Origin of the sequence: Vibrio casei, assembly GCF_002218025.2 — a bacterium.
In the GTDB taxonomy this organism is placed as follows: domain Bacteria; phylum Pseudomonadota; class Gammaproteobacteria; order Enterobacterales; family Vibrionaceae; genus Vibrio; species Vibrio casei.
Genome location: NZ_AP018680.1, coordinates 1,170,483 through 1,193,588, shown reverse-complemented (window position 1 = coordinate 1,193,588; position 23,106 = coordinate 1,170,483). Strand labels below are relative to the sequence as shown.

Here is a 23,106-nt window from a genome sequence, read left to right as displayed (position 1 = left end):
AACATCGGGCTTTCGCCTTTCTGAAACTCATAAATCAATTATATAACAATAAATTACCGTTAATTTTTCTTTAAGGATGTAGCTTGGGGATCATTAAGGTGCAGTTATACAGTATATTAACTTAATGTGTATGTAGTGATTTATATTACCTGATCACAGATACGATATATCTCGTCCTAAAATACTGAAAAGCCCTCTTAAAATGAGGGCTTTATTACATAATAATACTGGAAATATTAATATTTTTTCAAGACCTCAATAATTTCATCTTTTGTTTGAGCTGAAATAATTGAGTCAATGTCATTACTATTTTGAAATAACTCTGATAACGCCATTATCGTCTGAATATGGCTATCTGAATCCATGGCTGCTAGCGTTATTGAAAAATAGACATCTCCATTGTCTTCCGACCCTAGATCAACCCCCTTTTTAAATACCGTTACTTGGAGAGATGCTTCATTTACGCCATCTTCTGGCCTAGCATGTGGCATCGCTATTTTGGGAGCCAGAACATAATAAGCGCCAATCTCCTTATGCTTTTGTTTGATAGCTTCTAAGTATGTTACGTCAATACTTCCCTGTTCCAAAAGCTTCGAACAAGTGATATCTAGGGCTGCGTTCACACTCAGGTGTTTTTCATTTGAGATAACGATATTATCGCCGATTAGACTTAATAAACTCATGAAACAATCCATCCAAGAATTAAACCAACAACACCAAAGTCAAAGTCTGCAAAAGTCGTTGCTTCTAGACCAATATTCCCTAACACCGGTAGAAGGAACATTGGTAGGAACGAGATGCATAAGCCTTGTGTAAATGAACCTAGAATCGCGCCTCGTAAGCCACCCGTTGCATTACCATATACACCAGCAGCACCACCAACAAAAAAGTGAGGAACAACGCCAGCTACAATGATGGTCCAATCAAACATGCCTTGGATACCCATAGCGACAAGGCCGGCTGCAAATGATGATAAGAAACCAATTAATACAGCGTTAGGTGCCATTGGGAATACCATTGGACAATCTAGAGCAGGTTTTGCTCCTGGAACTAACTTGTCAGAAATCCCTTTAAATGCAGGAACAATTTCGGCAATCAGCATCTTCACGCCTTGCAGAACTATGTATACGCCACCTGCAAAAGTAAGTGATTGAATAAAAGTAAATACTACCCAGTTTTGACCACCAGAGACTGTTTCAACAAAATCCCCACCGGCAAAAATAGATGCAAACAAAAAGAAAATGGCCATGGTTACTGCGACTGCCACTGGAGTATCACGTAAGAACATCAAGCTTTTTGGCACGTTCATATCTTCAGTCGTTCTAGAAGTATCACCAAACTTGCTACCAATGAAACCAGATATTAAGTATGAGAAGGTAGAGAAGTGCCCCATTGCTAGTTGGTCAGTCCCCATCACTTTCTCTGTGTATTTTTGAGCAAGTGCGGGCATAATAACCATCAAGGAGCCAACAAGAATTGAACCTATTGCTACCAATAACGTTCCTGTGATACCTGCTGTAGATAAAATTACAGCAACTAACATAGACATAAACATTGTATGATGCCCCGTTAGAAATATATATTTCAACGGAGTAAATCTAGCTAGAAGAATATTAACAATGAAAGAGAAAAACATTATTAATGCCATCTCGTAACCGGTGTTTGTCAAACTAGTTGTCGCGATCACTACGTTATGCACTCTCAGCCTTGACACTATTTTGTTCAGGGTTTAAGTACACTTCTTTTGGTAAATCCCAATTACGGATATTACCGCTCCAGCGCTCAGGGTGAGCATCTTTAGCACCTTGATAAACTTCTTTTCTATTAGCCAATATGTCACCCGCTAATCCTGAATGCCTTTGATGTGGGCTGACGTATTTGATGCCACTATGTTTGTGGTTAAAATTATACCAGTGGCTAAATTTCAACACCCAACTACGCGCCTCATCAATTGTTGAAAACCCTTTATACGGATAGTCAGGGCGATATTTACACGTTTTAAATATCGACTCAGCATAAGCATTATCATTGCTCACCCTAGGACGATTAAAAGACGACACGACACCTAAACTATAAAGTGTTTCAAGCATTGATGAGCCTTTCATTGGGCTTCCATTATCCGAATGCAGTACCAGAGGATTATCTTTAACTCCTTCTTTTAAATGAGCTTTCTTAATTAATATTGATGCATTTTCTGCTGATTCGTCATCATGAATTTCCCATCCAACAATCTTTCGACTAAATATATCGAGTATCAAATATAAATAAAAATGCAGCCCTTTAGCGGGGCCTGGTAACCAAGTAATATCCCAACACCACACTTGGTTTGGCCCTGTAGCACAGTGTGTCGTCGGTACTTTTCTCTCTTTTATCTGACTACGTCCGCGAGCGTTTTGCTGTTTTTCTTCATGAAGAACACGATAATATGTTGATTCAGAAGCAAGATAAATACCCTCATCTGCTAATGTAGGGACGATTTGGCTTGGTGGTAAGCTCTTAAAATCATCGCTATTAACGATGGCTAATATGTTATCTCTCTCTGCTTTTGATAGCTTATTTTTTGGCTCAGGGCGCTGAGATATTGGTCTACCATCTGTTTTTATGTTCCCGTCAACAGTCCAACGTTGATACGTCCGGACACTGATCCCAAGTTCACGGCAAGCTTTAAACTTTGGCGCACCAGAACTCACAGCTTCATTAACTAGTTTAACTGCTTGAATGCGAGCTGAGTCGAGGATCATTCGTCCTCGGCTTCCCCCCAGATCGCATTTGCTTTTTTTCTTAACACCAATAGTGCTGCGGTTTCAGCGAGTGCCTTATCTTTTCGACGTAGCTCCTTTTCTAATTGATTGATCTGTTTTTTATCTTTCTTTGTTTCGGTGGAGAAGGCTTTTTCTTGCTCTTTAACGTTAGCGTTTGCATCTATACACGCATTTCGCCAAGCCGATACTTGTTCCACATAAAGACCTTTGCCTCGGCAATATTCCGCTAACTCAGCTTGATTTAAAGAGGCTGTTTCCAACACGACTGAGAATTTATTTGCTGATGACCACTGCTCAGCATTCTTTCCATCACCTGGCACTAAATGCCCCTTATCAATTGCTTGTTTTCGCCAATTATACAAGGTTGATTCACCAATCCCCATCTCGATTGATAATTGGGCTATTGCTATATTATTTGGAGGCATCATCTTCTGAAGAGCCGACTCTTTGCTTTGCGCTGAATAATGTTTCATTGTTACTCCACGCCCTCTGTTTAATGGTTGAATATTAAGCGCGACAACTAGTCTGACAGAGAGGGTAACCAAAGGCCTCTTGTGCTATTGCAACGATAGCTTCATTATTTGGAATAACGCCACTTACACCAAAAGCTTCCGTAAACACAATTGAAAAATTATTTAAAGCCCCGACTAGCGCTCCAGCACCAAAACCTAAGATCAAGAACCCCATTACGGTTTTTATAGTGCCTTTCAGGATAGTAGAAACATCAGCTTTCTGAGCAACCAAACCAATGAAAGCGATTAAACCGACCATAATTGCTGGCTCTTTTAATAAGCCAAGCATAAATTCAAAAAAGTTTTCCATTACATTTTACCTTACATGAATTTTTTTAGTTGTTCTTCAATTGATGCTTTATCAAAGATATTAGAAAGGCTTACAATGTTTTCTTTTCCAGCTTCTTTTAATTGATTTGCAATATCTGTCGCGGCTACCCAAATATCAGCTTTGCTTGATGTAGCGGATGATAAATCTTCGTGTTCCACTTCTGCTACCAAACCAATTTTATTAACAACCTCTTTTACTGCCATCTCCATCATTAATGAAGTACCAAGGCCATTTCCACATACAACCATAATCTTTTTCATAATTTATATCTCTGTAAGGTTTATTATTTTGATGAAATAATATTATATAAATCGAGCCAGATTAATGTAGATCATGGTCACAAAGTCAAAATGACCTTGTGACCTAAGTCACTAAATAGACAGCAAAATTATTAACGATATGTAGCGGCACTACCTTAGCGTGACATTGATCAAAATTATAATTCGAAGGAAATACATAAAAAGAAAAGCAACTTGTTTACTAAATTGAATTGTACTTTTACTGACCATAGTCGGTAATCATTTTCTTAAGAAGGGAATTTACATCTTTGGTCTTTTTATTTCTTTTTGTTAAAGCACTTAGAGAAGTAGGGAGCTCTAACTCTTCATTAGTATCACTATCTTCTTCTACTCGCTCCCTTAGCTTTTGAACCGCAGCCAGTATCAGTCTGACTTCTGCGCCATTTTCATCTTCTAAAACGACAATACTTCCTGAATCAACTTGCTTAACCGTCAATAAGCCATGCTTGAGTGACTCAAATTGCTTACCGACCATAGATGATTGCGCAGGTACAGAACGATCGGTGACCTGACCGTTGCGTAGCTTTGCAGCTGTTGTACATCTAATATTGCCTGTATTTTCAAAGGAAATAATTACAGTATGAGTATTGTAATATTCTATAACAGCAACTGAGCCATGCCTTTTGGTTTCAAAAATAGAACCAATCTGCATATCTTTAGGTGCTTCCATTTTTTTTGCTAACATTTAGTGATACCGAAGATACAATGTGAATTTTTCATTTATATAATTATAAACAAGAGTTGTATCACAATGCATTATAAATTAGTCAGGCTAGTCCCCTTAGCTTTAATATCAAAATAAGTATTTAGACTTATTTCTATATAATGTTCTAACTTTTAGTGACAATAAAATATGACAACTCTAAATGGAAATGAACATATAGAGTTGATCTAAAAAGGAGTATTAACGATCTGTTAGTTTATTGAGAGCGCTCATAGGGCAATTCATCATAAAAACAAACAACCCTAATAACATCGGGCTTTCGCCATTTTCATACCCGTAGGTTTAAATACTTTTTTGATTGACACGATCCGATAGCTCAGCCGCACTCTCTTTACGTTCACTATATCTATCTGTCAATTGCTTAACGTTACCTCTTAATAACAAGGTGAATTTCATTAACTCTTCCATCACATCGACAATTCGATCGTAATACGCAGAAGGTTTCATTCGACCATCGTCATCAAACTCCAACCATGCTTTTGCAACAGAAGATTGGTTAGGAATAGTAAACATACGCATCCACCGACCTAAGATCCGCATTTGATTCAGTGAATTAAATGACTGAGATCCGCCACTCACTTGCATAATGGCGAGTGTTTTACCCTGTGATGGACGAACAGCACCTTCACTTAAGGGTATCCAATCTATTTGGGCCTTCATGATACTGGTCATCGCACCATGTCGCTCTGGAGAGCACCAAACCATTCCTTCACACCAGCGCACCATTTCTCGTAGCTCTTGAACTTTAGGATGGCTATCAGGAGCATCATCGGGTAATGGCAGGCCAGAAGGATTAAAAATGCGAACCTCTGCACCCATATACTGCAATAAGCGAGCAGCCTCTTCCGTTGCAAATCGACTATAAGATCGTTCACGAACGGATCCATATAAAAGCAATATTTTTGGTGGATAAGCAACCGCTTCCCCACCAAACGTATTCGTTATTTGAAGCAACAATACTTCATTTAACGCTGGCATAGTTTCCTTTATCACTTTCACTTCTCTACCCGTTGACCTTGTTCATTAATGATCACTTCTCCATCTTCTTTGCTAAAAGCGCCTTGTTGATCCGCAGGTAAAATATCAAGCACAACTTCTGATGGACGACAAAGCCTAGTTCCAATAGATGTCACAACAATTGGGCGGTTAATTAAGATAGGATCTTGTAACATGAACTCAATCAACTCAGCATCGTCAAATTTATTTTCTGCTAGTCCTAACTTTTCAAATGGTTCTACATTTTTGCGTAATAATGAACGAACCGATATCCCCATGTTTTTAATTAATTGAATCAACGTCTCACGTGTTGGAGGCGTCTCTAAGTAATAAATAACATCGGGTTCTATACCGCTGTTTTGAATAAGCGCAAGCGTATTGCGTGATGTGCCACATTCTGGGTTATGATAAATCGTTACTTTTTCCATGATCATTTCTTCCTTTTAAATAGTCAGTAATATACTGGGTTAAATTAAAGTGGTATTTCTAGTCTTTTACTCGATAATTAGGTTTCATTTTCAATACCATATTGACGAGAAATATTAGTACTGGAACTTCAATTAATGGACCAATGACTCCCGCAAATGCTTGATCTGAATTAATGCCAAATACAGCAATAGAAACCGCAATCGCCAATTCAAAATTATTCCCTGTCGCTGTATAGGCAATAGATGCATTTTTATCAAACTCTATCCCCATTTTTTTACCAATGAAGAAACTGGTAAAGAACATCGCCACAAAGTAAATGCATAATGGAATCGCAATTAAGACCACATCCATTGGTAACTCAAATATCATCTCCCCTTTTAAACTGAACATAAACACAATCGTTAGCAGTAAGGCGATAAGTGTCATTGGAGAAATTCTAGGGATAAAAACTTGGGTGTACCAATCGACACCTTTCGCAGCAATCAACCATTTACGGCTTAAATAACCGGCTAAAAAAGGAATGCCTAAATAAATTGCGACACTTTGGGCTACTTCACCAATAGAAATATCAACAACCATACCTTCATAACCAAATACGGGAGGAAGAACGGTAATGAATAGCCACGCCATGAAACTATAAGTCACCACCTGAAAAGCACTATTGATCGCAACTAGTGCCGCACCGTATTCTCGATTACCTCCACCAATATCATTCCAAACTAATACCATCGCAATACAACGGGCCAGACCTATCATGATAATGCCAACCATGTAACCAGGATGTGAGCCTAAAAAGATCATCGCCAATACAAACATAAGAATAGGCCCAACGATCCAATTCATTATCAATGACAACGTTATAGCTTTTTTATCTTTGGTCACTTTCCCTAGTAAGCTGTAGTCAACCTTAGCAAGGGGTGGATACATCATAAGTATTAATCCCAGTGCGAGTGGGATGTTCGTGGAACCAACACTCATTGCTTTATTCCAAGTCGATACTTGTGGAAATATCACTCCAATTAACACCCCTAAAAGCATGGCAAGAAAAATCCATACCGTTAAATAACGATCTAAAAATCCTAATTTAGGTTTGCATATCTGTTCCATGGTTTTTCCTTATTATTTCTATACCCTTCGTAATTGGGTATATACGACGAAATTATTCAACCTAATAATTAATCGTTAACCGACAATCGCCAATCGTCGAATTACGATTAACTGATTCATAAAAAAAGGCATAACGCCTTAATACGAATAATGAGTGACATCACTAGTCGCTAAAATTACTCAGTAAATGATGAAATTCATTCACTGTAGAGCGATTGATTCGATAACACATTTTTGGTGGCATCGGCTCTGCTTTGATTAATTCGGCCGTTTTCAAAATTCGCAAATGCTCAGATACTGTGGATTGAGCCAGCCCTAGCTGCGACACTAAATCACTATTCAAGCAGCCACCTAATCGATCAAGCTTTAACAAAATATTAAGGATCCTAACCCGAGCAGGGTGAGATAGTGCCTTAGCAAGCTTAGAAAACTTTAACTCTTTATCAAGTTCATCAGCACAAGTTTGAAAAGCTTGTTGATTGGTTATGTCACATATTTTAGTCATAAAGGTCAACCTAAAATCGTTAATCGTTAATCGTTAATCGTCGAATTGCGATTAACGATACTATTCATTCCTCTAACTAGCAATAAAAATGAAGTAAAAAATGCAATAAAAAATTCAGATGCTAAGCAAGCAGATTTTAATAAAGCTTCTATACTGCTTTAAGGTAAACAAATTAGCGTGTAAATAATTCTATCCCCATTCCGTCAAAGAAGGAGTTTCTTATGGCATCTATAGATAGTAAGTACGTTAACTTTAGTGAAGATCATGAGCTTAATAGCTGTTTAAGACATGCTGGCTTACGCCAAACCGCAGACAACCGAAAAAAACTGCAAAGTTTAGGGTCTGAAACCAAGCAGAGGCTAGATAAAAAACGCCTTAGTCATGATGATTTATATGGTGCAATTGATATGTGTAAGAGTGACTTTGAATAGTCATCATAATTCTCTTCTATTATTGCTTGATGAGCCTCTCACTCACCTTCAATGATAAAATAACTTTGTTACTTCGAAGATGGAACAACAAGCGGCGTAGAGTGCAAATAACGCTCTACGCCATTTCCTTTTATACATCATATGGTTAAAACAAATCGCCTTGAGATGGCAGTGAATCTTCTTCTATTTTCTGAACAGGAATGTGACCTCTCAAAGCAAGACGTTTGCGATAATAACGTTGCTTACAGAGTTTTATGATGTGGCGTTGCTGTGTTGGCGTAAAGGTCAACCAATTAAATCGCTCTTCACGCTTACGCATACAGCCTTGGCAATAACCTTTATTATCAACCGTGCACACACCAATGCAAGGGCTAGGTACGGTGAAGAATTCCAGTTGTTCCATCTCTCCTCCCTATGCGTATTTAAAGCGTCGATTACAACAATACATAACCATCACAAACAATACATAACCATCACAATAACCGTTCCACTCTTATTTAGTGATTAAATATAAACACTTACCGTTACTGATACTAATGTCTAAAACTGTTTTTCCTGCTATGCTCTGCGATGAAAAATATCATATACCTATTTAAAGCATAGACTACCCCATATGGAGAATACTATGAAAAAGCTTGTCATTAGCCTTAGCCTACCTCTTTTATTAGCGGCTTGCTCTACCAATAACACCGCTGATTTCGTTAAGCCAGTCGATTTACAACATCACCATTGGGTACTGAGTAAAATTGATGGTAATGAAGTCACAAAAGGACAAATGGGCACCATTCCCGATCTAGAAATCAGTGAAGCAATGCAATCAAACGGCAATGCTGGTTGCAATGGCTTTCACGGAAAAGCAGAAATCAATAAAGACACGGGGCAATTCCGTATTCATCAAATGGGCATGACCATGAAAATGTGTTCAGGCGATGCAATGAAAACAGAACGCATTGTTGCTAGCACTCTATCCGCTTGGAGCACTATTCAACTCACCAAAGACACGTTAGAGCTATCCAATACAGAACACACACTAACCTACACGTTACGTGACTGGGTAAACTAAGTCGTCAATCTCTACACTCAATTGACGTAAACACCATGAGTGTAGAATGTTCTCACACTACGTAAATGATTTGAGTATTTACGTAGCGTTATCTTCATTAATATTACACTTCGGTAATATTAAACTACGATACCCCCTCTTTCGTAATAACGATTTTATATTCTTATCCTTTCTCTTTTGTCTCTGATCAACATAATCAAGATAAAGGAAGACTATCATTGAGTTGGTATTTGAAACGCCTGCTTATAACACTTCTACTTATAAGCTCCGTTTGACCATATAAATTCGCTAAACTAAGCTCGTTTTATCTAAAAAAAGCGAATTATATAGCGCGTTTTCTTTGAAAATTAACAAGATGAATCGAATCAACGCTCCATACTTCTACTAGGTTAACCCTAGTTTTTGTAATAATATAAAGATATTCAATTCCAAAGGACTTTCCTTATGTCAGTAACCGGTCGTATTCACTCTTATGAATCTTGCGGCACCGTCGATGGCCCCGGCATCCGCTTTATTGTGTTCATGCAAGGTTGTTTGATGCGCTGTATGTATTGCCATAACCGCGATACATGGGATACACATGGTGGAAAAGAAGTTTCAGTAGAGGACATCATTAAAGAAGCCAAATCCTACCGTCATTTTATGAATGCGTCTGGTGGGGGCATTACCTGTTCTGGCGGTGAAGCCATGCTGCAACCTGAATTTGTGCGTGACTTATTCCACGCCGCTCACGTAGAGGGCATCCACACTTGTTTAGACACTAATGGCTACATTCGTAAACATACCGACGTAATTGATGAAGTCTTAGCGGACACCGATCTTGTCATGCTTGATATCAAGCACATGAAAGATGAAATTCACCATGATTTTGTTGGCGTTTCAAATAGACGGACGTTAGATTTCGCCCGTTATTTACATAAAATAGGCCAAAAAACATGGCTACGTTATGTGATAGTCCCAGGTTATACCGATGATTTAGAAGCGGCAGAAATGCTCGGTGAATTCATTAAAGATATGGATAATATCGAAAAAATCGAATTACTGCCTTACCACAAACTTGGCGCGCATAAGTGGGAAGCACTCGGCCACGATTATCCATTAGAAGGTGTTGAACCACCATCAAAAGAAACAATGGAAAAAGTGGTCGCCGTTTTAAGCAAATACAACGATAACGTTATGTATTAATAGCGCATATAAAAAAGCCTGGGTACAACGTTATTCAAAGATTTATTTTTATATTGAGGTTCACCATGGAAATGACAAACGCACAACGTTTGATCCTGTCAAACCAATACAACTTAATGGCCCAACTAGAGCCGGAAAACGCTGATAAATATAAACGTCTTCAAATCATTGTTGAGCGTGGATACGGCCTTCAAATGCGTGAATTAGATAAAAACTTTGGTCGTATGGAAGAAAAAGAATGCCGTGAAATTATCGATTACATGGAAATGTACCATGCGATGCAAGAATCCAATAACATGTTATCGGGTTCAGATAAGGTCAATGTCGATCAGCGACGCCTACAATTTCTAGGCTTTGATATCGCCACAGAGCACCAAGCTGTAAACTATGTGCGTTTTCTTATCGATTCAGAAGGTATGTATCCTCAATTTCATAAAGAGGATCATCACTTCAACGCTCAAATGCCGATGCAAGATAAATACCGTCGGATGTTAAGCACATGGCGTAACTGCCCACGCCAATACCATTTATCATCCACAGAATTGATGCAAATATTAAACGCATAGTCCTCCCTTTTCTAAATGGCGTCCACTGTGGTGCCATTTTAATTTATTACTGGTTTCTATCTAGTATTACCCCTTTTATCTTCTTCATATAACAAATTTTTCTTCGTGATGAACCGCAAATGCTGACATAAATAAGTGCATAATTGTTAAGCAGAATAAAAAAACAAGTCTAGTCTTATTGATATGGGTGTACGGAATTTGTCATTCACACCATTCGACATATTCAAGGGGATTCGCTATGAGTATTTTCGACCACTATCAATCACGTTATGAAGCTTCGAAAGAAGAAGAACTGTCTCTTCAAGATTTCCTTGCCTTATGCCAACAAGACAAAAGCGCCTATGCTAATGCTGCTGAGCGTCTCTTGTTAGCCATTGGTGAGCCAGAAATCATTGATACCTCAAAAGAACCTCGGCTTAGCCGGATTTTTTCCAACCGTGTCATTTCACGTTATAAAACGTTTGAACATTTCTACGGAATGGAAGAAGCGATTGAGCAAATTGTGTCTTACTTAAAACATGCAGCGCAAGGTTTAGAAGAGCGCAAACAGATACTCTACTTACTTGGCCCTGTTGGTGGTGGTAAATCCTCGCTCGCTGAAAAAATAAAAGCTTTAATGCAGCAAATGCCCATTTATGTACTTTCTGCTAACGGGGTACGAAGCCCTGTAAATGACCATCCATTTAGCCTATTTAACGTCGATGAAGATGGCGAACTGTTAAAGAGTGAATATGGCATAGATCCACGTTATCTACGCTCTATCATGTCACCTTGGGCTGCGAAACGTCTACACGAATTTGGCGGTGACATTACCAAATTTAAAGTAGTTAAAGTTCGCCCTTCTATCTTAGATCAAGTTGCCATCGCCAAAACAGAACCAGGCGATGAAAACAACCAAGATATTTCATCTTTAGTAGGGAAAGTTGATATTCGGAAACTTGAACATTTTTCACAAGATGATCCAGATGCCTACAGCTATTCTGGTGCACTATGTAAAGCGAACCAAGGCGTCATGGAATTTGTCGAGATGTTCAAAGCGCCGATTAAAGTCTTACACCCATTATTAACTGCAACTCAAGAAGGTAATTACAACGGCACAGAAGGGCTTTCGGCCTTACCCTTTGAAGGTATGATTTTGGCACACTCCAACGAATCCGAATGGCAAACCTTCCGTCATAATAAAAATAATGAAGCTTTCTTAGACCGTGTCTATATCGTGAAAGTCCCTTACTGCTTACGCGCATCAGAAGAAATTAAAATCTACCAAAAACTACTGTCGAACAGTGAATTAACTCAAGCGCCATGCTCACCTAGCACGTTAGATATATTGGCTCAATTTAGTATTTTATCTCGCCTAAAAGAGCCAGAAAATTCATCATTGTTTTCTAAAATGCGCGTTTATGATGGCGAAACCTTAAAAGACACCGATCCAAAAGCTAAAAGCTATCAAGAATACCGTGACTATGCTGGTGTAGACGAAGGCATGTCCGGGCTTTCCACTCGTTTTGCTTTTAAGATTCTGTCTCGCGTCTTTAACTTTGACCAAACAGAAGTCGCGGCTAACCCTGTTCATCTCTTTTATGTGATTGAACAACAAGTCGAACGAGAACAATTCCCACAAGAAACCGCCGATAAATATCTTGAATATTTAAAAGGCTACTTAGTGCCTAAATATGTCGAATTTATCGGTAAAGAAATTCAAACGGCTTACCTTGAATCGTATTCCGAGTATGGTCAAAACATTTTTGATCGCTACGTAACTTACGCTGATTTTTGGATCCAAGATCAAGAATATCGAGACCCAGAAACCGGTCAACTATTTGACCGATCAGCTTTAAATGACGAGTTGGAGAAAATTGAGAAAACTGCTGGTATCAGTAATCCAAAAGATTTCCGAAACGAAATCGTTAACTTTGTATTACGCGCAAGAGCGAACAACAAAGGCCATAATCCAGTCTGGACCAGCTATGAAAAACTTCGCACCGTTATAGAGAAAAAAATGTTCTCGAATACCGAAGAGCTTTTACCTGTAATTTCATTTAATGCAAAAACCTCTACCGATGATCAGAAAAAACACGACAACTTTGTTGCTCGTATGATGGAGAAAGGCTACACCAAAAAACAAGTTCGCTTGTTGGCAGAATGGTACTTACGCGTACGTAAATCATCATAACTTGCCACTCGCGACGCTGTACATCAAGGCTAACGTTCATGCTTTTAGTTGCGGTTATTGTAGTTGCGGTTATTGATACTTAGCAGCTAAAAGCAAGAAGAACGATTACGCCAATGAGTCTTTTGGGGGAGCTATGGCACAATTTATTGATAGACGTTTAAACGGGAAAAAGAAAAGTACCGTCAACAGACAACGTTTTATACGCCGCAATAAAGAACAGATCAAAAAATCTGTCGCTGAAGCGGTAAAAAAACGTTCTATTACCAATACCGAAAGTGGTGAGGATGTATCTATTCCAAACCAAGATATTGGTGAGCCCGCTTTTCATCAAGGCAAAGGCGGCACAAAAGAACGCGTTCATCCAGGTAACGACCAATTCATTACTGGCGACCAAATTGATCGCCCACCAGCAGGCGGTGGTAGTGGTGGATCGGGGCAAGGCGATGCCAGCAATGATGGTGAAGGCCAAGACGATTTCATTTTTCAAATATCAAAAGATGAATATCTTGATATATTATTTGAAGATTTGGAGCTACCTAACTTACAAAAAAATCAGGTCAATAAGATAACCGAATGGAAGTCGCACCGCTCTGGCTATAAAACCGCTGGGATCCCTTCAAATATTGCGATTGTCCGCTCTCTACAACAATCACTCGCACGCAGAACCGCCATGACGGCTTCCAAACGACGCCAGTTAAAAGAATTAGAGAGCCTTTTCGATGAAGTCCACATAACAGAACCCGCCCAACCACTCGAAGAAAAGCGTATTAAAAACGAAATTGAAGAATTAAGACAAAAAATTGCCAGCGTGCCTTTTATTGATACCTTTGATCTTCGTTTTAAAAACTACGAACGGCGCCCTATTCCTTCTAGCCAAGCCGTTATGTTTTGCTTAATGGATGTTTCAGGCTCAATGGACCAAGCGACAAAAGAAATCGCAAAACGCTTTTACGTATTGCTGTACTTATTTCTCACCCGAACTTACGACAACGTCGAAGTGGTCTTTATACGTCACCACACCCAAGCAAAAGAAGTTGATGAGCATGAGTTTTTTTACTCCCAAGAAACCGGCGGTACTATCGTTTCTAGCGCCCTAAAAATGATGAGCGAAATAATCAAAGATCGCTTTCCCACCAACGAATGGAATATTTACGCTGCACAAGCATCGGATGGTGATAACTGGGCAGATGACTCTCCAAAATGCCATGAAATATTGGTTAAGCAACTGCTCCCTTATTGTCGTTACTATTCGTATATCGAAATCACCAAGCGCGCCCACCAAACCTTGTGGACTGAATATGAAAAACTCGGCAAAGAATTTGATAATTTTGCTATGAAGAACATTCAAAGTGTTGATGACATATTTCCTATTTTCCGAGAGCTCTTTCAAAAGCAAACGCAATAAATCGAATAGGCAATGAACCAGAAACGTTATAAGCAAAGGGGCAGTATTATGGTTACAAAAACGAGAGCACATCCATTCCATAACCATTCACATCCTGGCTTCCCTTTACCAGCAGGCCCAGATTGGACATTCGATTCATTAGAGCTATACCACACCGAAATAAAACGAGTGGCGCAGCATTATCGTTTGGATACCTACCCTAACCAAATCGAAGTCATCACTGCAGAGCAAATGATGGATGCCTATTCCAGTGTCGGAATGCCAATTAATTATCACCATTGGTCATATGGTAAAAGGTTCATTCAAACAGAGCAAAACTACAAACACGGACACATGGGGCTTGCCTATGAAATCGTCATTAATTCTGACCCATGTATTTCATATTTAATGGAAGAAAACACCATCACCATGCAAGCCCTTGTCATGGCACATGCTTGTTATGGTCATAATTCCTTTTTTAAAGGTAATTACTTATTTCAATCTTGGACGGATGCCAGCTCAATTATCGATTATTTATTATTCGCAAGAACGTACATTACTGAGTGTGAAGAAAAATATGGCATTGACCACGTAGAACAAACGCTCGACTCTTGTCATGCATTAATGAACTATGGGGTCGATCGCTACAAACGCCCTGAAAAAATATCTATATTAGAGGAAAAAGCACGCCAAGAATCTCGTGAAGCTTACTTGCAATCACAAGTGAATGAACTGTGGCGAACCGTTCCTAAATCAAAAGTGGATGAGCATAAAGATGCGCCGCGCTTCCCAAGCGAACCTCAAGAAAACTTGCTGTATTTCATCGAGAAACATGCTCCATTGTTAGAACCTTGGCAGCGTGAAATTGTGCGCATAGTGCGTAAAGTCAGCCAATATTTCTACCCACAAAAACAAACCCAAGTAATGAATGAAGGCTGGGCGACTTTCTGGCATTACACCATATTGAACCACTTATACGATGAAGGCATTGTGGAAGATAAATTCATCTTAGAATTTCTTCATAGCCACACCAACGTAATTGCCCAGCCCAATTACAATAGCCCTTATTATAATGGTATTAACCCTTACGCACTGGGTTTTGCTATGTTTCAGGATATTCGACGAATTTGTGAAAACCCAACCGCGGAAGATAAAGAATGGTTTCCTGAAATGGCCGGAGAGGATTGGTTAGACACCCTGCATTTTGCGATGCACAATTTTAAAGATGAAAGCTTTATTAGCCAATATCTATCGCCAAAGGTCATTCGAGATTTTAAGCTCTTTGCCGTATTAGACGACGACAGAAAAAATCATATCAAAATCAGTGCTATTCACGATGAAAATGGCTATCAAGCTATTCGAGAAAAGCTCGCGTCACAATACAACCTCAGTAATCTAGAGCCCAATCTCCAAGTATGGAATGTCAATGTACGTGGCGATCGTTCTTTAACCTTACAACACATTCCACAAGATAGAATCCCACTGAATGGTAACTATCCAGAAGTGCTGAAACACTTACATCGACTTTGGGGGTTTGATGTCATTCTTGAAGAATTGAAGGAGTCTGGGCATAGAGAGATCTTAGCAACCTGCCCGCCAAAGACGGCGCAAGGCCATAATGGTATTACTTAATCGAGTGGATACGGTGTGTTGAATATGGCTACAAAGAACCTAGCTTAGATTGCGAGCGATCATTAAGACTTCATCGGCTGAATAAAGATTCGATATCACCGTTTCGACTTCAGCCCCAATAGTACTTTTGTAAAGCTCTTGGGCATAATTATCTGTTCGGGTCGTCACTAAAATAGTTTTTAATACTGCGTTTTTTAAAGCAAGCTGGCGTTTTACTAGTGGTAAAGATTCCATAATAAGCGCCCTACCTATACCTTTTTTTTGACTCTCTGGAGAGACAGCGAGTTGCTCAAGCTCTAAAACGACTTCTGGACGAAATCCACTTTTTTGAGACCATATAATATATCCGACTATGTCGCTTTCCGTTTCGGCAACGAACACCATATAACGAGGAAATGCCTTAAAACTACACTCTAACCATTCTAGTGAGTCACTTTGCCGTACAAATGCCGATGCATGAATTATCGCGGCCTTAGGGAGGTCATCTTGAGCTATCAAACGAATATTCAAATCATCACTCCACGCTAAAATAATAAATTTAAGCCACACATTTCTTATGAAGATACCCATCGATATCTAAACTAAATCACCAACTAAAGGATTAAATCATTGAGTTGTTTCTCGATCATTGGCGTTATTTCCAACCTTGAATCCACTTTTCCGAGCTTTTCAATTCTTTCCAATCGATTGAATATTCTGTTTTTGACAGAACAGCTTCCAATTTACACAAAATCACCGTCCCATCTTCTTCAAATTCGACGTCTGACACCAAGAAATGCTTTTCCCTATTCATTGGCTTTACGGATGTCCACTTACTCTTGTGTAATTTTTTAGGATTAACTTGGTTCATACCCACCCCGTAATACCCTGTCTATTTAGATTCTGGCTATACGACACTCAATAATAATGTCGGGATTATTCCAAAGACTTAACAGCCTCAAAGACTGAATCAAACTGAATTTTTGTTAAACAGACCTCGGCGCGACAAAACTCATGCGATTGAATCAATTTAGAGGCATCTTCCACAGAAATCTGAATTTGATCATGCTGTAATCTAATCACAGAATTTTTAGTCATCATAGAATAAACAAATCCTTTAGAATCAATCACACGGTCTTCTTGATCCCAAATTAAACCTTCACACTCACCATTCAACTCTTTTTCTGAATTTAAATAGATAAGTTCATCATCACCTTCTAACTTCAGCATACAAGGCCAGTTAATCATCGTATTTCTCCGCTATACATTTCCCACAATCGCAAGGCAACAGTATTTTACTGTATTTATTATCCCGACATTAACAATAAAGCCCAAACTTGAACGAAACGCCAAGCGTTGGGCATACCCTCAAATTATTTACTGGCAACTAGAACCAAGATCCGCGACGGTTGAAAGCCAACAGTCTCTCTGATTTTCGTCGGATAAAATAACCGAACCCAACAAACTCACTTCGGCTTTCTTCACGCCACAAAATTCAAGCGTGTATCGACTTAATTGCTCCAAAACTGGTTTAGATTGCTCTTCCGATAATTCAACTGGCGAGTCCATAGTTAGAATGATTCTTGATGTTTTACCCGTTAATAGTTGAATAGGATGAATGCTTTCTCCTTCAAATTTAAACATCGTTCCAGGAAGGAAAGTTCTATCCAGTAGCCCTTTTAACTTTGCAGGTAAGCCGCCCCACCAAATAGGGCAAACAATCACAATGTGATCCGCCCAAATAAGAACCTGACTAAAATCGGATAAACATGGTTCCAATGCTTGAATATCATCGTAACCAGATTCTAAATTAGGATCAAAGATCATATCAGATAAATTAAAGCGGCGAATACTCCCGACCTTTTTTGCTTCCATTTCATACGCTGAACTTAGGTGGCTAGAAAAGCTGTTTCTCTTTGGGTTGCCATTTAACAGTAAAATATTTTTCATTATTTTCCTCACGATACTGGATAAACAATGAATAGCTTAACGTCTCCCCTTAGGTGGAGAGTCAAGGTGTTTTAGGGCAAGAATCGATGGATTTCATGCAAGTATCAATTTTAGCAATTTTTTCAGAGATCTCGTTTAAGTCTGCGACCAGTCTACATTTTATACCGATTAAAAAAATGTTAATTTCCGGCCAATTTACCGCTCCATTTTGATACTTTATCAAACCTTTAAGTTCGGCAAGTGTCACACCAAGTGTTTTAGCTTCTGAAATCAATTTCAATACTTCAACATGCTCTTCTGTATAAATTCGATACGTTCCTTGTCTCTTTGGCTTAATAATGAGACCTTTTTCCTCATATAACCTTATTGCTTTAATTGATAACTTGGTTCTCTTTGATACTTCACCGATGAACACAGTACTCTCCATAGTCAATGTGTTGCAGTCCTATATAGGATATTTATGATAAGTCCGACTCTACATTCAACAATTCATTTGATAAACAAACCTAAAAATATACGGAAGAGAATTGGCAAAACCTACTTACACACTACCTTCTTTCTCAATCACTAATATTCGAGCCTCTCCATTCGGATGTGCCACATGTTCAGTCCCCACAGACGCATAAAAGATATCCCCCACATTTAAAATGGTGGCTTTTTCTTGTTCTTCCTCCATAAATCGCATTTCAACAACGCCATCAAGTACGACGAAAACTTCTTCACCATCATTAACATGCCATTTATATGGTTTATCGGTCCAATGCAAACGAGTAGTAATACCATTCATATTCGCTATGTTCTTAGCACCCCACGCTGTCTTTGCTTTAAATTCCTTACTTCTTATCACTTCCACAATGCACACCTTATTCCAAGGTACAAAACATAATGACGTCTACGAAGAGACTAACCTATATCTTATTTCTCATCACTTTAAAATCGAGATAGCAACAATTACTATAAATTAGAGCTTATTTCCATAATCAACTTACGTAACCACATATGGGAAGGATCATTGTGCTGCCTCTCATGCCAAATCATAGATGGTGTAAAATTCGCTATTTCTAGTGGAAGTTCAAGTATTTGTATAGGGACTGACAAGCTCATTTTCACTGCTAATTTACGTGGTATGGATAAAATCAAATCACTTTCAGACACAATCATAGGAGCAAGCAAAAAGTGAGGAATCTGCATAGCAACTCTACGAGTGAGGCCATATTTAGCTAAAGCATCATCTACTGGGTTATTCCCTTTACCAGTAATAATCACGGAAAGATGCGATAACGAAACAAATTTTTTGAGCGTTAATTTTTCAGATATAACTGGATGATTATGACGAACTACACACACAAAATCTTCATCATAAAGTGATCTTTGATAAAACCGTGCCGGCAGCTTCTGAAAAACACCAATCGCTAAGTCAGCGCTTCCTTCCGCAATCAAGTCGACATTATCTCCTGAAGATGTAGGAATCACTAAATCGACCCCAGGAGCTAACGTTGCAAGCTTAGAGATTAACTCTGGCATGAGCATTAATGCCAAATGATCACCGGTTGCAATAGTAAATTGCCCAGAAGCTGAGCTTGGATTAAATACAGATGGGGCAACAATTGCTCTGGCATCATCAAGTAACTTGGTTACCGGCCCAGACAAAGCAATAGCTCGTGGTGTGAGCTCCCAACCTTTTGTTGTTCGTACTAATAACGGATCATTTAATAACCGACGAAGACGCGCTAGGCCACGGCTAGCGGCAGGTTGACTCAGCCCCAAGCTTTGGCCTGCATGTGTCACACTGCCTTCTTTCAATAAGGCATCAAACAATTTCAAAAGATTAAGATCAACACTATCAACATCCATTTTTGACATAACCAATATAACCTTCATGCATTTTTTATATGTAAAAAGAGTGTATATGATTATTCACAACGAAACTATAAGGTTTCTGAACTTAACAAAAAGGAATGATGATGGACAATAAGAAATTGTATGTAGTTACAGGTGTGAGTGGACGCACAGGCGCTTCTGCTGCCAATACATTATTGAATGCAGGTGAGCGAGTACGAGTCGTAGTTCGCGATGAAGAAAAAGGAAATGCTTGGTCTGACCGTGGAGCCGAAATTTCTATTGCAGATTTCAACGACACTGAAGCAATATTTAATGCACTCTCTGATGCTGACGGAGCTTATATCGTTAGCCCCCCTCAATATTCGCTTGATAACCTTTTTGAGCAAGCTGACACTATCGCTCTATCTATTGCCAATGCGGCAAAAAAGGCCCAAATACCCAAGTTGGTTGTTTTATCTTCAATCGGTGCTGAACAACTAAGTGGTACTGGTTGGATTGGAATGAATCATAGCTTGGAACAACATTTGATCCAAACAGGGTTACCTGTCACTTTCTTACGTGCAGCTTATTTTATGGAAAACTGGGCACCACTAGCTAAACTAGCAACAACTCAAGGTGAATTACCAAGCTTTCTTAACCCACTAAATAAAAAATTTCCCATGATCGCGACAGAAGATATTGGTCGTTTAGCAGCCGAAGCTTTATGTGAAACTTGGGATGGAATAAGAATCATCGAATTAGAAGGACCGGCTCCCTACTCCCCCAATGACGTAGGCGAATATTTAACACATTCGTATGGAAAAGCGATACAACCAATATTAATTCCAGAATCCCATTGGTTTAAATCGATGTCAGGCTTAGGTTTTTCATCACCAGCCATTACAGGTTTTATTCAAATGACCCAAGGGCTCAATTCTGAACATGTCGCTTTTAACAAAAACTCAAATATTGAGCGCCGCCAAGGAAGCATAACACTTGATACTGTTATCAAATCAATGAATCTATAATCGACTTCATCTGTATATTGTACAAAATGCCAAGTTAAACAATAAGTCATTTAGTCGTAAGCATGATTTAAAGTTACACCCAAAGTAATTGGAGTTGCAGTGAGGTGACAAACGAATGAATCCCTATTAGCTTAGTTAGCCTATGTAATTGAGGATGATAAACAAAACTGCAGCTTCAAATACAAAAGGAAAAATAATCACAATCATACGAGTCGAATATTGAACAAAAGTTACCATTGACTCTATATAAAGTATTGAGCCTGACACCTGAATTAAGCGGACTTACTTCCATTACACAGTATAGAATGTATGAATTGTTAAAAAATTTATTCAAGTTTCCATGGAAGATTAAGACGATTTTCTCCAGCCCAGCACAACTTGATTTAACACAAGTTTCTTGTAGAACTTAACGGCCAGTTCAATATCATGAACAGATAACGTTACTTGATTATCTATTGCATCTCGCTCCGTGCATACAACTTGTTATACGCTTTACTATCCGTTCACTTTGGCAATTTATCAAAGTTAGGTACGCAACTTACATTTTCACACCAACGAGCTCTATGAGCGACAAAGATGTTCGCTGTTGGAAAAATAGGTACAGCGCTATCCCGGTGTTTGTCAAACTAGTTGTCGCGATCACTACGTTATGCACTCTCAGCCTTGACACTATTTTGTTCAGGGTTTAAGTACACTTCTTTTGGTAAATCCCAATTACGGATATTACCGCTCCAGCGCTCAGGGTGAGCATCTTTAGCACCTTGATAAACTTCTTTTCTATTAGCCAATATGTCACCCGCTAATCCTGAATGCCTTTGATGTGGGCTGACGTATTTGATGCCACTATGTTTGTGGTTAAAATTATACCAGTGGCTAAATTTCAACACCCAACTACGCGCCTCATCAATTGTTGAAAACCCTTTATACGGATAGTCAGGGCGATATTTACACGTTTTAAATATCGACTCAGCATAAGCATTATCATTGCTCACCCTAGGACGATTAAAAGACGACACGACACCTAAACTATAAAGTGTTTCAAGCATTGATGAGCCTTTCATTGGGCTTCCATTATCCGAATGCAGTACCAGAGGATTATCTTTAACTCCTTCTTTTAAATGAGCTTTCTTAATTAATATTGATGCATTTTCTGCTGATTCGTCATCATGAATTTCCCATCCAACAATCTTTCGACTAAATATATCGAGTATCAAATATAAATAAAAATGCAGCCCTTTAGCGGGGCCTGGTAACCAAGTAATATCCCAACACCACACTTGGTTTGGCCCTGTAGCACAGTGTGTCGTCGGTACTTTTCTCTCTTTTATCTGACTACGTCCGCGAGCGTTTTGCTGTTTTTCTTCATGAAGAACACGATAATATGTTGATTCAGAAGCAAGATAAATACCCTCATCTGCTAATGTAGGGACGATTTGGCTTGGTGGTAAGCTCTTAAAATCATCGCTATTAACGATGGCTAATATGTTATCTCTCTCTGCTTTTGATAGCTTATTTTTTGGCTCAGGGCGCTGAGATATTGGTCTACCATCTGTTTTTATGTTCCCGTCAACAGTCCAACGTTGATACGTCCGGACACTGATCCCAAGTTCACGGCAAGCTTTAAACTTTGGCGCACCAGAACTCACAGCTTCATTAACTAGTTTAACTGCTTGAATGCGAGCTGAGTCGAGGATCATTCGTCCTCGGCTTCCCCCCAGATCGCATTTGCTTTTTTTCTTAACACCAATAGTGCTGCGGTTTCAGCGAGTGCCTTATCTTTTCGACGTAGCTCCTTTTCTAATTGATTGATCTGTTTTTTATCTTTCTTTGTTTCGGTGGAGAAGGCTTTTTCTTGCTCTTTAACGTTAGCGTTTGCATCTATACACGCATTTCGCCAAGCCGATACTTGTTCCACATAAAGACCTTTGCCTCGACAATATTCCGCTAACTCAGCTTGATTTAAAGAGGCTGTTTCCAACACGACTGAGAATTTATTTGCTGATGACCACTGCTCAGCATTCTTTCCATCACCTGGCACTAAATGCCCCTTATCAATTGCTTGTTTTCGCCAATTATACAAGGTTGATTCACCAATCCCCATCTCGATTGATAATTGGGCTATTGCTATATTATTTGGAGGCATCATCTTCTGAAGAGCCGACTCTTTGCTTTGCGCTGAATAATGTTTCATTGTTACTCCACGCCCTCTGTTTAATGGTTGAATATTAA

At 39.0% G+C, this 23,106-nt stretch carries 25 protein-coding genes and 2 pseudogenes; 8 read left to right on the top strand and 19 right to left on the bottom strand.

Annotated features, from left to right (window positions below; all coding sequences use genetic code 11):
* Positions 1 to 236: 236 nt before the first annotated feature.
* The 10 genes and pseudogenes from VCASEI_RS05760 to VCASEI_RS05710 form a co-directional block, all read right to left on the bottom strand.
* Positions 237 to 683: a PTS sugar transporter subunit IIA gene (locus VCASEI_RS05760; RefSeq protein ID WP_162621028.1), complete on the bottom strand. Its 447-nt coding sequence runs from the start codon at positions 681 to 683 to the stop codon at positions 237 to 239.
* Positions 680 to 1,696, bottom strand: a pseudogene (locus VCASEI_RS05755) (PTS ascorbate transporter subunit IIC); the annotation flags it as partial. The gene VCASEI_RS05760 and the pseudogene VCASEI_RS05755, both read right to left, overlap by 4 nt.
* A protein-coding gene (locus tag VCASEI_RS19540; RefSeq protein ID WP_110957763.1) for an IS3 family transposase occupies positions 1,692 to 3,235 on the bottom strand; the annotation gives its coding sequence in 2 pieces (ribosomal slippage) (positions 1,692 to 2,770 and positions 2,770 to 3,235; 1,545 coding nt in all). The gene VCASEI_RS19540 and the pseudogene VCASEI_RS05755, both read right to left, overlap by 5 nt.
* A gap of 58 nt (positions 3,236 to 3,293) precedes the next feature.
* Positions 3,294 to 3,584, bottom strand: a pseudogene (locus tag VCASEI_RS05740) (PTS transporter subunit IIC); the annotation flags it as partial.
* A gap of 11 nt (positions 3,585 to 3,595) precedes the next feature.
* Positions 3,596 to 3,865 carry a PTS sugar transporter subunit IIB gene (locus tag VCASEI_RS05735; protein WP_086959755.1) on the bottom strand — a complete coding sequence of 90 codons (270 nt, stop codon included), beginning with the start codon at positions 3,863 to 3,865 and terminating at the stop codon, positions 3,596 to 3,598.
* Positions 3,866 to 4,103: 238 nt separating this feature from the next.
* Entirely contained in the window at positions 4,104 to 4,589 is a 486-nt protein-coding gene (locus tag VCASEI_RS05730; RefSeq protein ID WP_086959756.1) for a hypothetical protein, read from the bottom strand.
* A 321-nt stretch (positions 4,590 to 4,910) separates the two neighbouring features.
* Positions 4,911 to 5,606 (bottom strand): arsenical resistance protein ArsH, encoded by a 696-nt coding sequence (gene arsH, locus VCASEI_RS05725; RefSeq protein ID WP_086959757.1) that lies wholly within the window; start codon positions 5,604 to 5,606, stop codon positions 4,911 to 4,913.
* Positions 5,607 to 5,623: 17 nt separating this feature from the next.
* Entirely contained in the window at positions 5,624 to 6,052 is a 429-nt protein-coding gene (gene arsC, locus VCASEI_RS05720; RefSeq protein WP_086959758.1) for a glutaredoxin-dependent arsenate reductase, read from the bottom strand.
* A 58-nt stretch (positions 6,053 to 6,110) separates the two neighbouring features.
* Positions 6,111 to 7,160, bottom strand: coding sequence for an ACR3 family arsenite efflux transporter (gene arsB, locus VCASEI_RS05715; RefSeq protein ID WP_089110992.1), 1,050 nt, complete (start codon positions 7,158 to 7,160; stop codon positions 6,111 to 6,113).
* A 163-nt stretch (positions 7,161 to 7,323) separates the two neighbouring features.
* Entirely contained in the window at positions 7,324 to 7,665 is a 342-nt protein-coding gene (locus VCASEI_RS05710) for an ArsR/SmtB family transcription factor (RefSeq protein WP_086959760.1), read from the bottom strand.
* Positions 7,666 to 7,886: 221 nt separating this feature from the next.
* Here VCASEI_RS05710 and VCASEI_RS05705 point away from each other — a divergent pair, with 221 nt between their 5' ends.
* Entirely contained in the window at positions 7,887 to 8,096 is a 210-nt protein-coding gene (locus VCASEI_RS05705; RefSeq protein ID WP_086959761.1) for a hypothetical protein, read from the top strand.
* A 145-nt stretch (positions 8,097 to 8,241) separates the two neighbouring features.
* On the opposite strand, the gene VCASEI_RS05700 is transcribed toward VCASEI_RS05705, so the two are convergent.
* Positions 8,242 to 8,499: a DUF1289 domain-containing protein gene (locus tag VCASEI_RS05700; protein WP_089110991.1), complete on the bottom strand. Its 258-nt coding sequence runs from the start codon at positions 8,497 to 8,499 to the stop codon at positions 8,242 to 8,244.
* A 210-nt stretch (positions 8,500 to 8,709) separates the two neighbouring features.
* Between VCASEI_RS05700 and VCASEI_RS05695 the strand changes: the two genes are divergently transcribed.
* The 6 genes from VCASEI_RS05695 (at position 8,710) to VCASEI_RS05670 (ending at position 16,099) form a co-directional block, all read left to right on the top strand.
* On the top strand, positions 8,710 to 9,159 hold the full coding sequence (locus VCASEI_RS05695) for an META domain-containing protein (RefSeq protein WP_170924558.1): 450 nt from the start codon (positions 8,710 to 8,712) through the stop codon (positions 9,157 to 9,159).
* 444 nt (positions 9,160 to 9,603) lie between these two features.
* Positions 9,604 to 10,344: a pyruvate formate lyase 1-activating protein gene (gene pflA / locus VCASEI_RS05690; RefSeq protein ID WP_086959764.1), complete on the top strand. Its 741-nt coding sequence runs from the start codon at positions 9,604 to 9,606 to the stop codon at positions 10,342 to 10,344.
* A gap of 65 nt (positions 10,345 to 10,409) precedes the next feature.
* Positions 10,410 to 10,910: a YfbU family protein gene (locus VCASEI_RS05685; RefSeq protein ID WP_086959765.1), complete on the top strand. Its 501-nt coding sequence runs from the start codon at positions 10,410 to 10,412 to the stop codon at positions 10,908 to 10,910.
* 238 nt (positions 10,911 to 11,148) lie between these two features.
* A complete protein-coding gene (locus VCASEI_RS05680) occupies positions 11,149 to 13,083 on the top strand; it encodes a PrkA family serine protein kinase (protein WP_086959766.1) in 1,935 nt (644 codons plus the stop codon).
* Positions 13,084 to 13,216: 133 nt separating this feature from the next.
* A complete protein-coding gene (locus tag VCASEI_RS05675) occupies positions 13,217 to 14,488 on the top strand; it encodes a YeaH/YhbH family protein (protein WP_086959767.1) in 1,272 nt (423 codons plus the stop codon).
* A 48-nt stretch (positions 14,489 to 14,536) separates the two neighbouring features.
* Positions 14,537 to 16,099: a SpoVR family protein gene (locus VCASEI_RS05670; protein WP_086959768.1), complete on the top strand. Its 1,563-nt coding sequence runs from the start codon at positions 14,537 to 14,539 to the stop codon at positions 16,097 to 16,099.
* Positions 16,100 to 16,138: 39 nt separating this feature from the next.
* Here the strand turns inward: VCASEI_RS05670 and VCASEI_RS05665 are convergent, their stop codons facing one another.
* From VCASEI_RS05665 to VCASEI_RS05635, 7 genes are all read right to left on the bottom strand, one after another.
* Positions 16,139 to 16,609: a GNAT family N-acetyltransferase gene (locus VCASEI_RS05665; protein WP_226983388.1), complete on the bottom strand. Its 471-nt coding sequence runs from the start codon at positions 16,607 to 16,609 to the stop codon at positions 16,139 to 16,141.
* Positions 16,610 to 16,733: 124 nt separating this feature from the next.
* The gene (locus VCASEI_RS05660; protein WP_086959769.1) at positions 16,734 to 16,949 is read right to left on the bottom strand and encodes a TIGR02450 family Trp-rich protein; all 216 of its coding nucleotides are present in this window, start codon (positions 16,947 to 16,949) and stop codon (positions 16,734 to 16,736) included.
* Between the two features lie 65 nt (positions 16,950 to 17,014).
* The gene (locus tag VCASEI_RS05655) at positions 17,015 to 17,326 is read right to left on the bottom strand and encodes a DUF4144 family protein (protein ID WP_086959770.1); all 312 of its coding nucleotides are present in this window, start codon (positions 17,324 to 17,326) and stop codon (positions 17,015 to 17,017) included.
* A 129-nt stretch (positions 17,327 to 17,455) separates the two neighbouring features.
* The gene (locus VCASEI_RS05650; protein WP_086959771.1) at positions 17,456 to 18,028 is read right to left on the bottom strand and encodes an NAD(P)H-dependent oxidoreductase; all 573 of its coding nucleotides are present in this window, start codon (positions 18,026 to 18,028) and stop codon (positions 17,456 to 17,458) included.
* Positions 18,029 to 18,089: 61 nt separating this feature from the next.
* The gene (locus VCASEI_RS05645) at positions 18,090 to 18,443 is read right to left on the bottom strand and encodes a MerR family transcriptional regulator (RefSeq protein WP_086959772.1); all 354 of its coding nucleotides are present in this window, start codon (positions 18,441 to 18,443) and stop codon (positions 18,090 to 18,092) included.
* Positions 18,444 to 18,569: 126 nt separating this feature from the next.
* On the bottom strand, positions 18,570 to 18,881 hold the full coding sequence (locus VCASEI_RS05640; RefSeq protein ID WP_089110990.1) for a cupin domain-containing protein: 312 nt from the start codon (positions 18,879 to 18,881) through the stop codon (positions 18,570 to 18,572).
* 101 nt (positions 18,882 to 18,982) lie between these two features.
* Positions 18,983 to 19,891 carry a LysR family transcriptional regulator gene (locus VCASEI_RS05635; RefSeq protein WP_086959774.1) on the bottom strand — a complete coding sequence of 303 codons (909 nt, stop codon included), beginning with the start codon at positions 19,889 to 19,891 and terminating at the stop codon, positions 18,983 to 18,985.
* Between the two features lie 101 nt (positions 19,892 to 19,992).
* Between VCASEI_RS05635 and VCASEI_RS05630 the strand changes: the two genes are divergently transcribed.
* Positions 19,993 to 20,877, top strand: a complete 885-nt coding sequence (locus tag VCASEI_RS05630; RefSeq protein ID WP_162621027.1) for an NmrA family NAD(P)-binding protein — start codon at positions 19,993 to 19,995, stop codon at positions 20,875 to 20,877.
* Positions 20,878 to 21,524: 647 nt separating this feature from the next.
* Here VCASEI_RS05630 and VCASEI_RS05625 read toward each other — a convergent pair.
* Positions 21,525 to 23,068 (bottom strand): IS3 family transposase gene (locus VCASEI_RS05625; protein ID WP_110957763.1). Its coding sequence is split into 2 segments (ribosomal slippage): positions 21,525 to 22,603 and positions 22,603 to 23,068, totalling 1,545 coding nucleotides; the frame shifts between segments, so codons are not numbered across the junction.
* Positions 23,069 to 23,106: the final 38 nt, after the last annotated feature.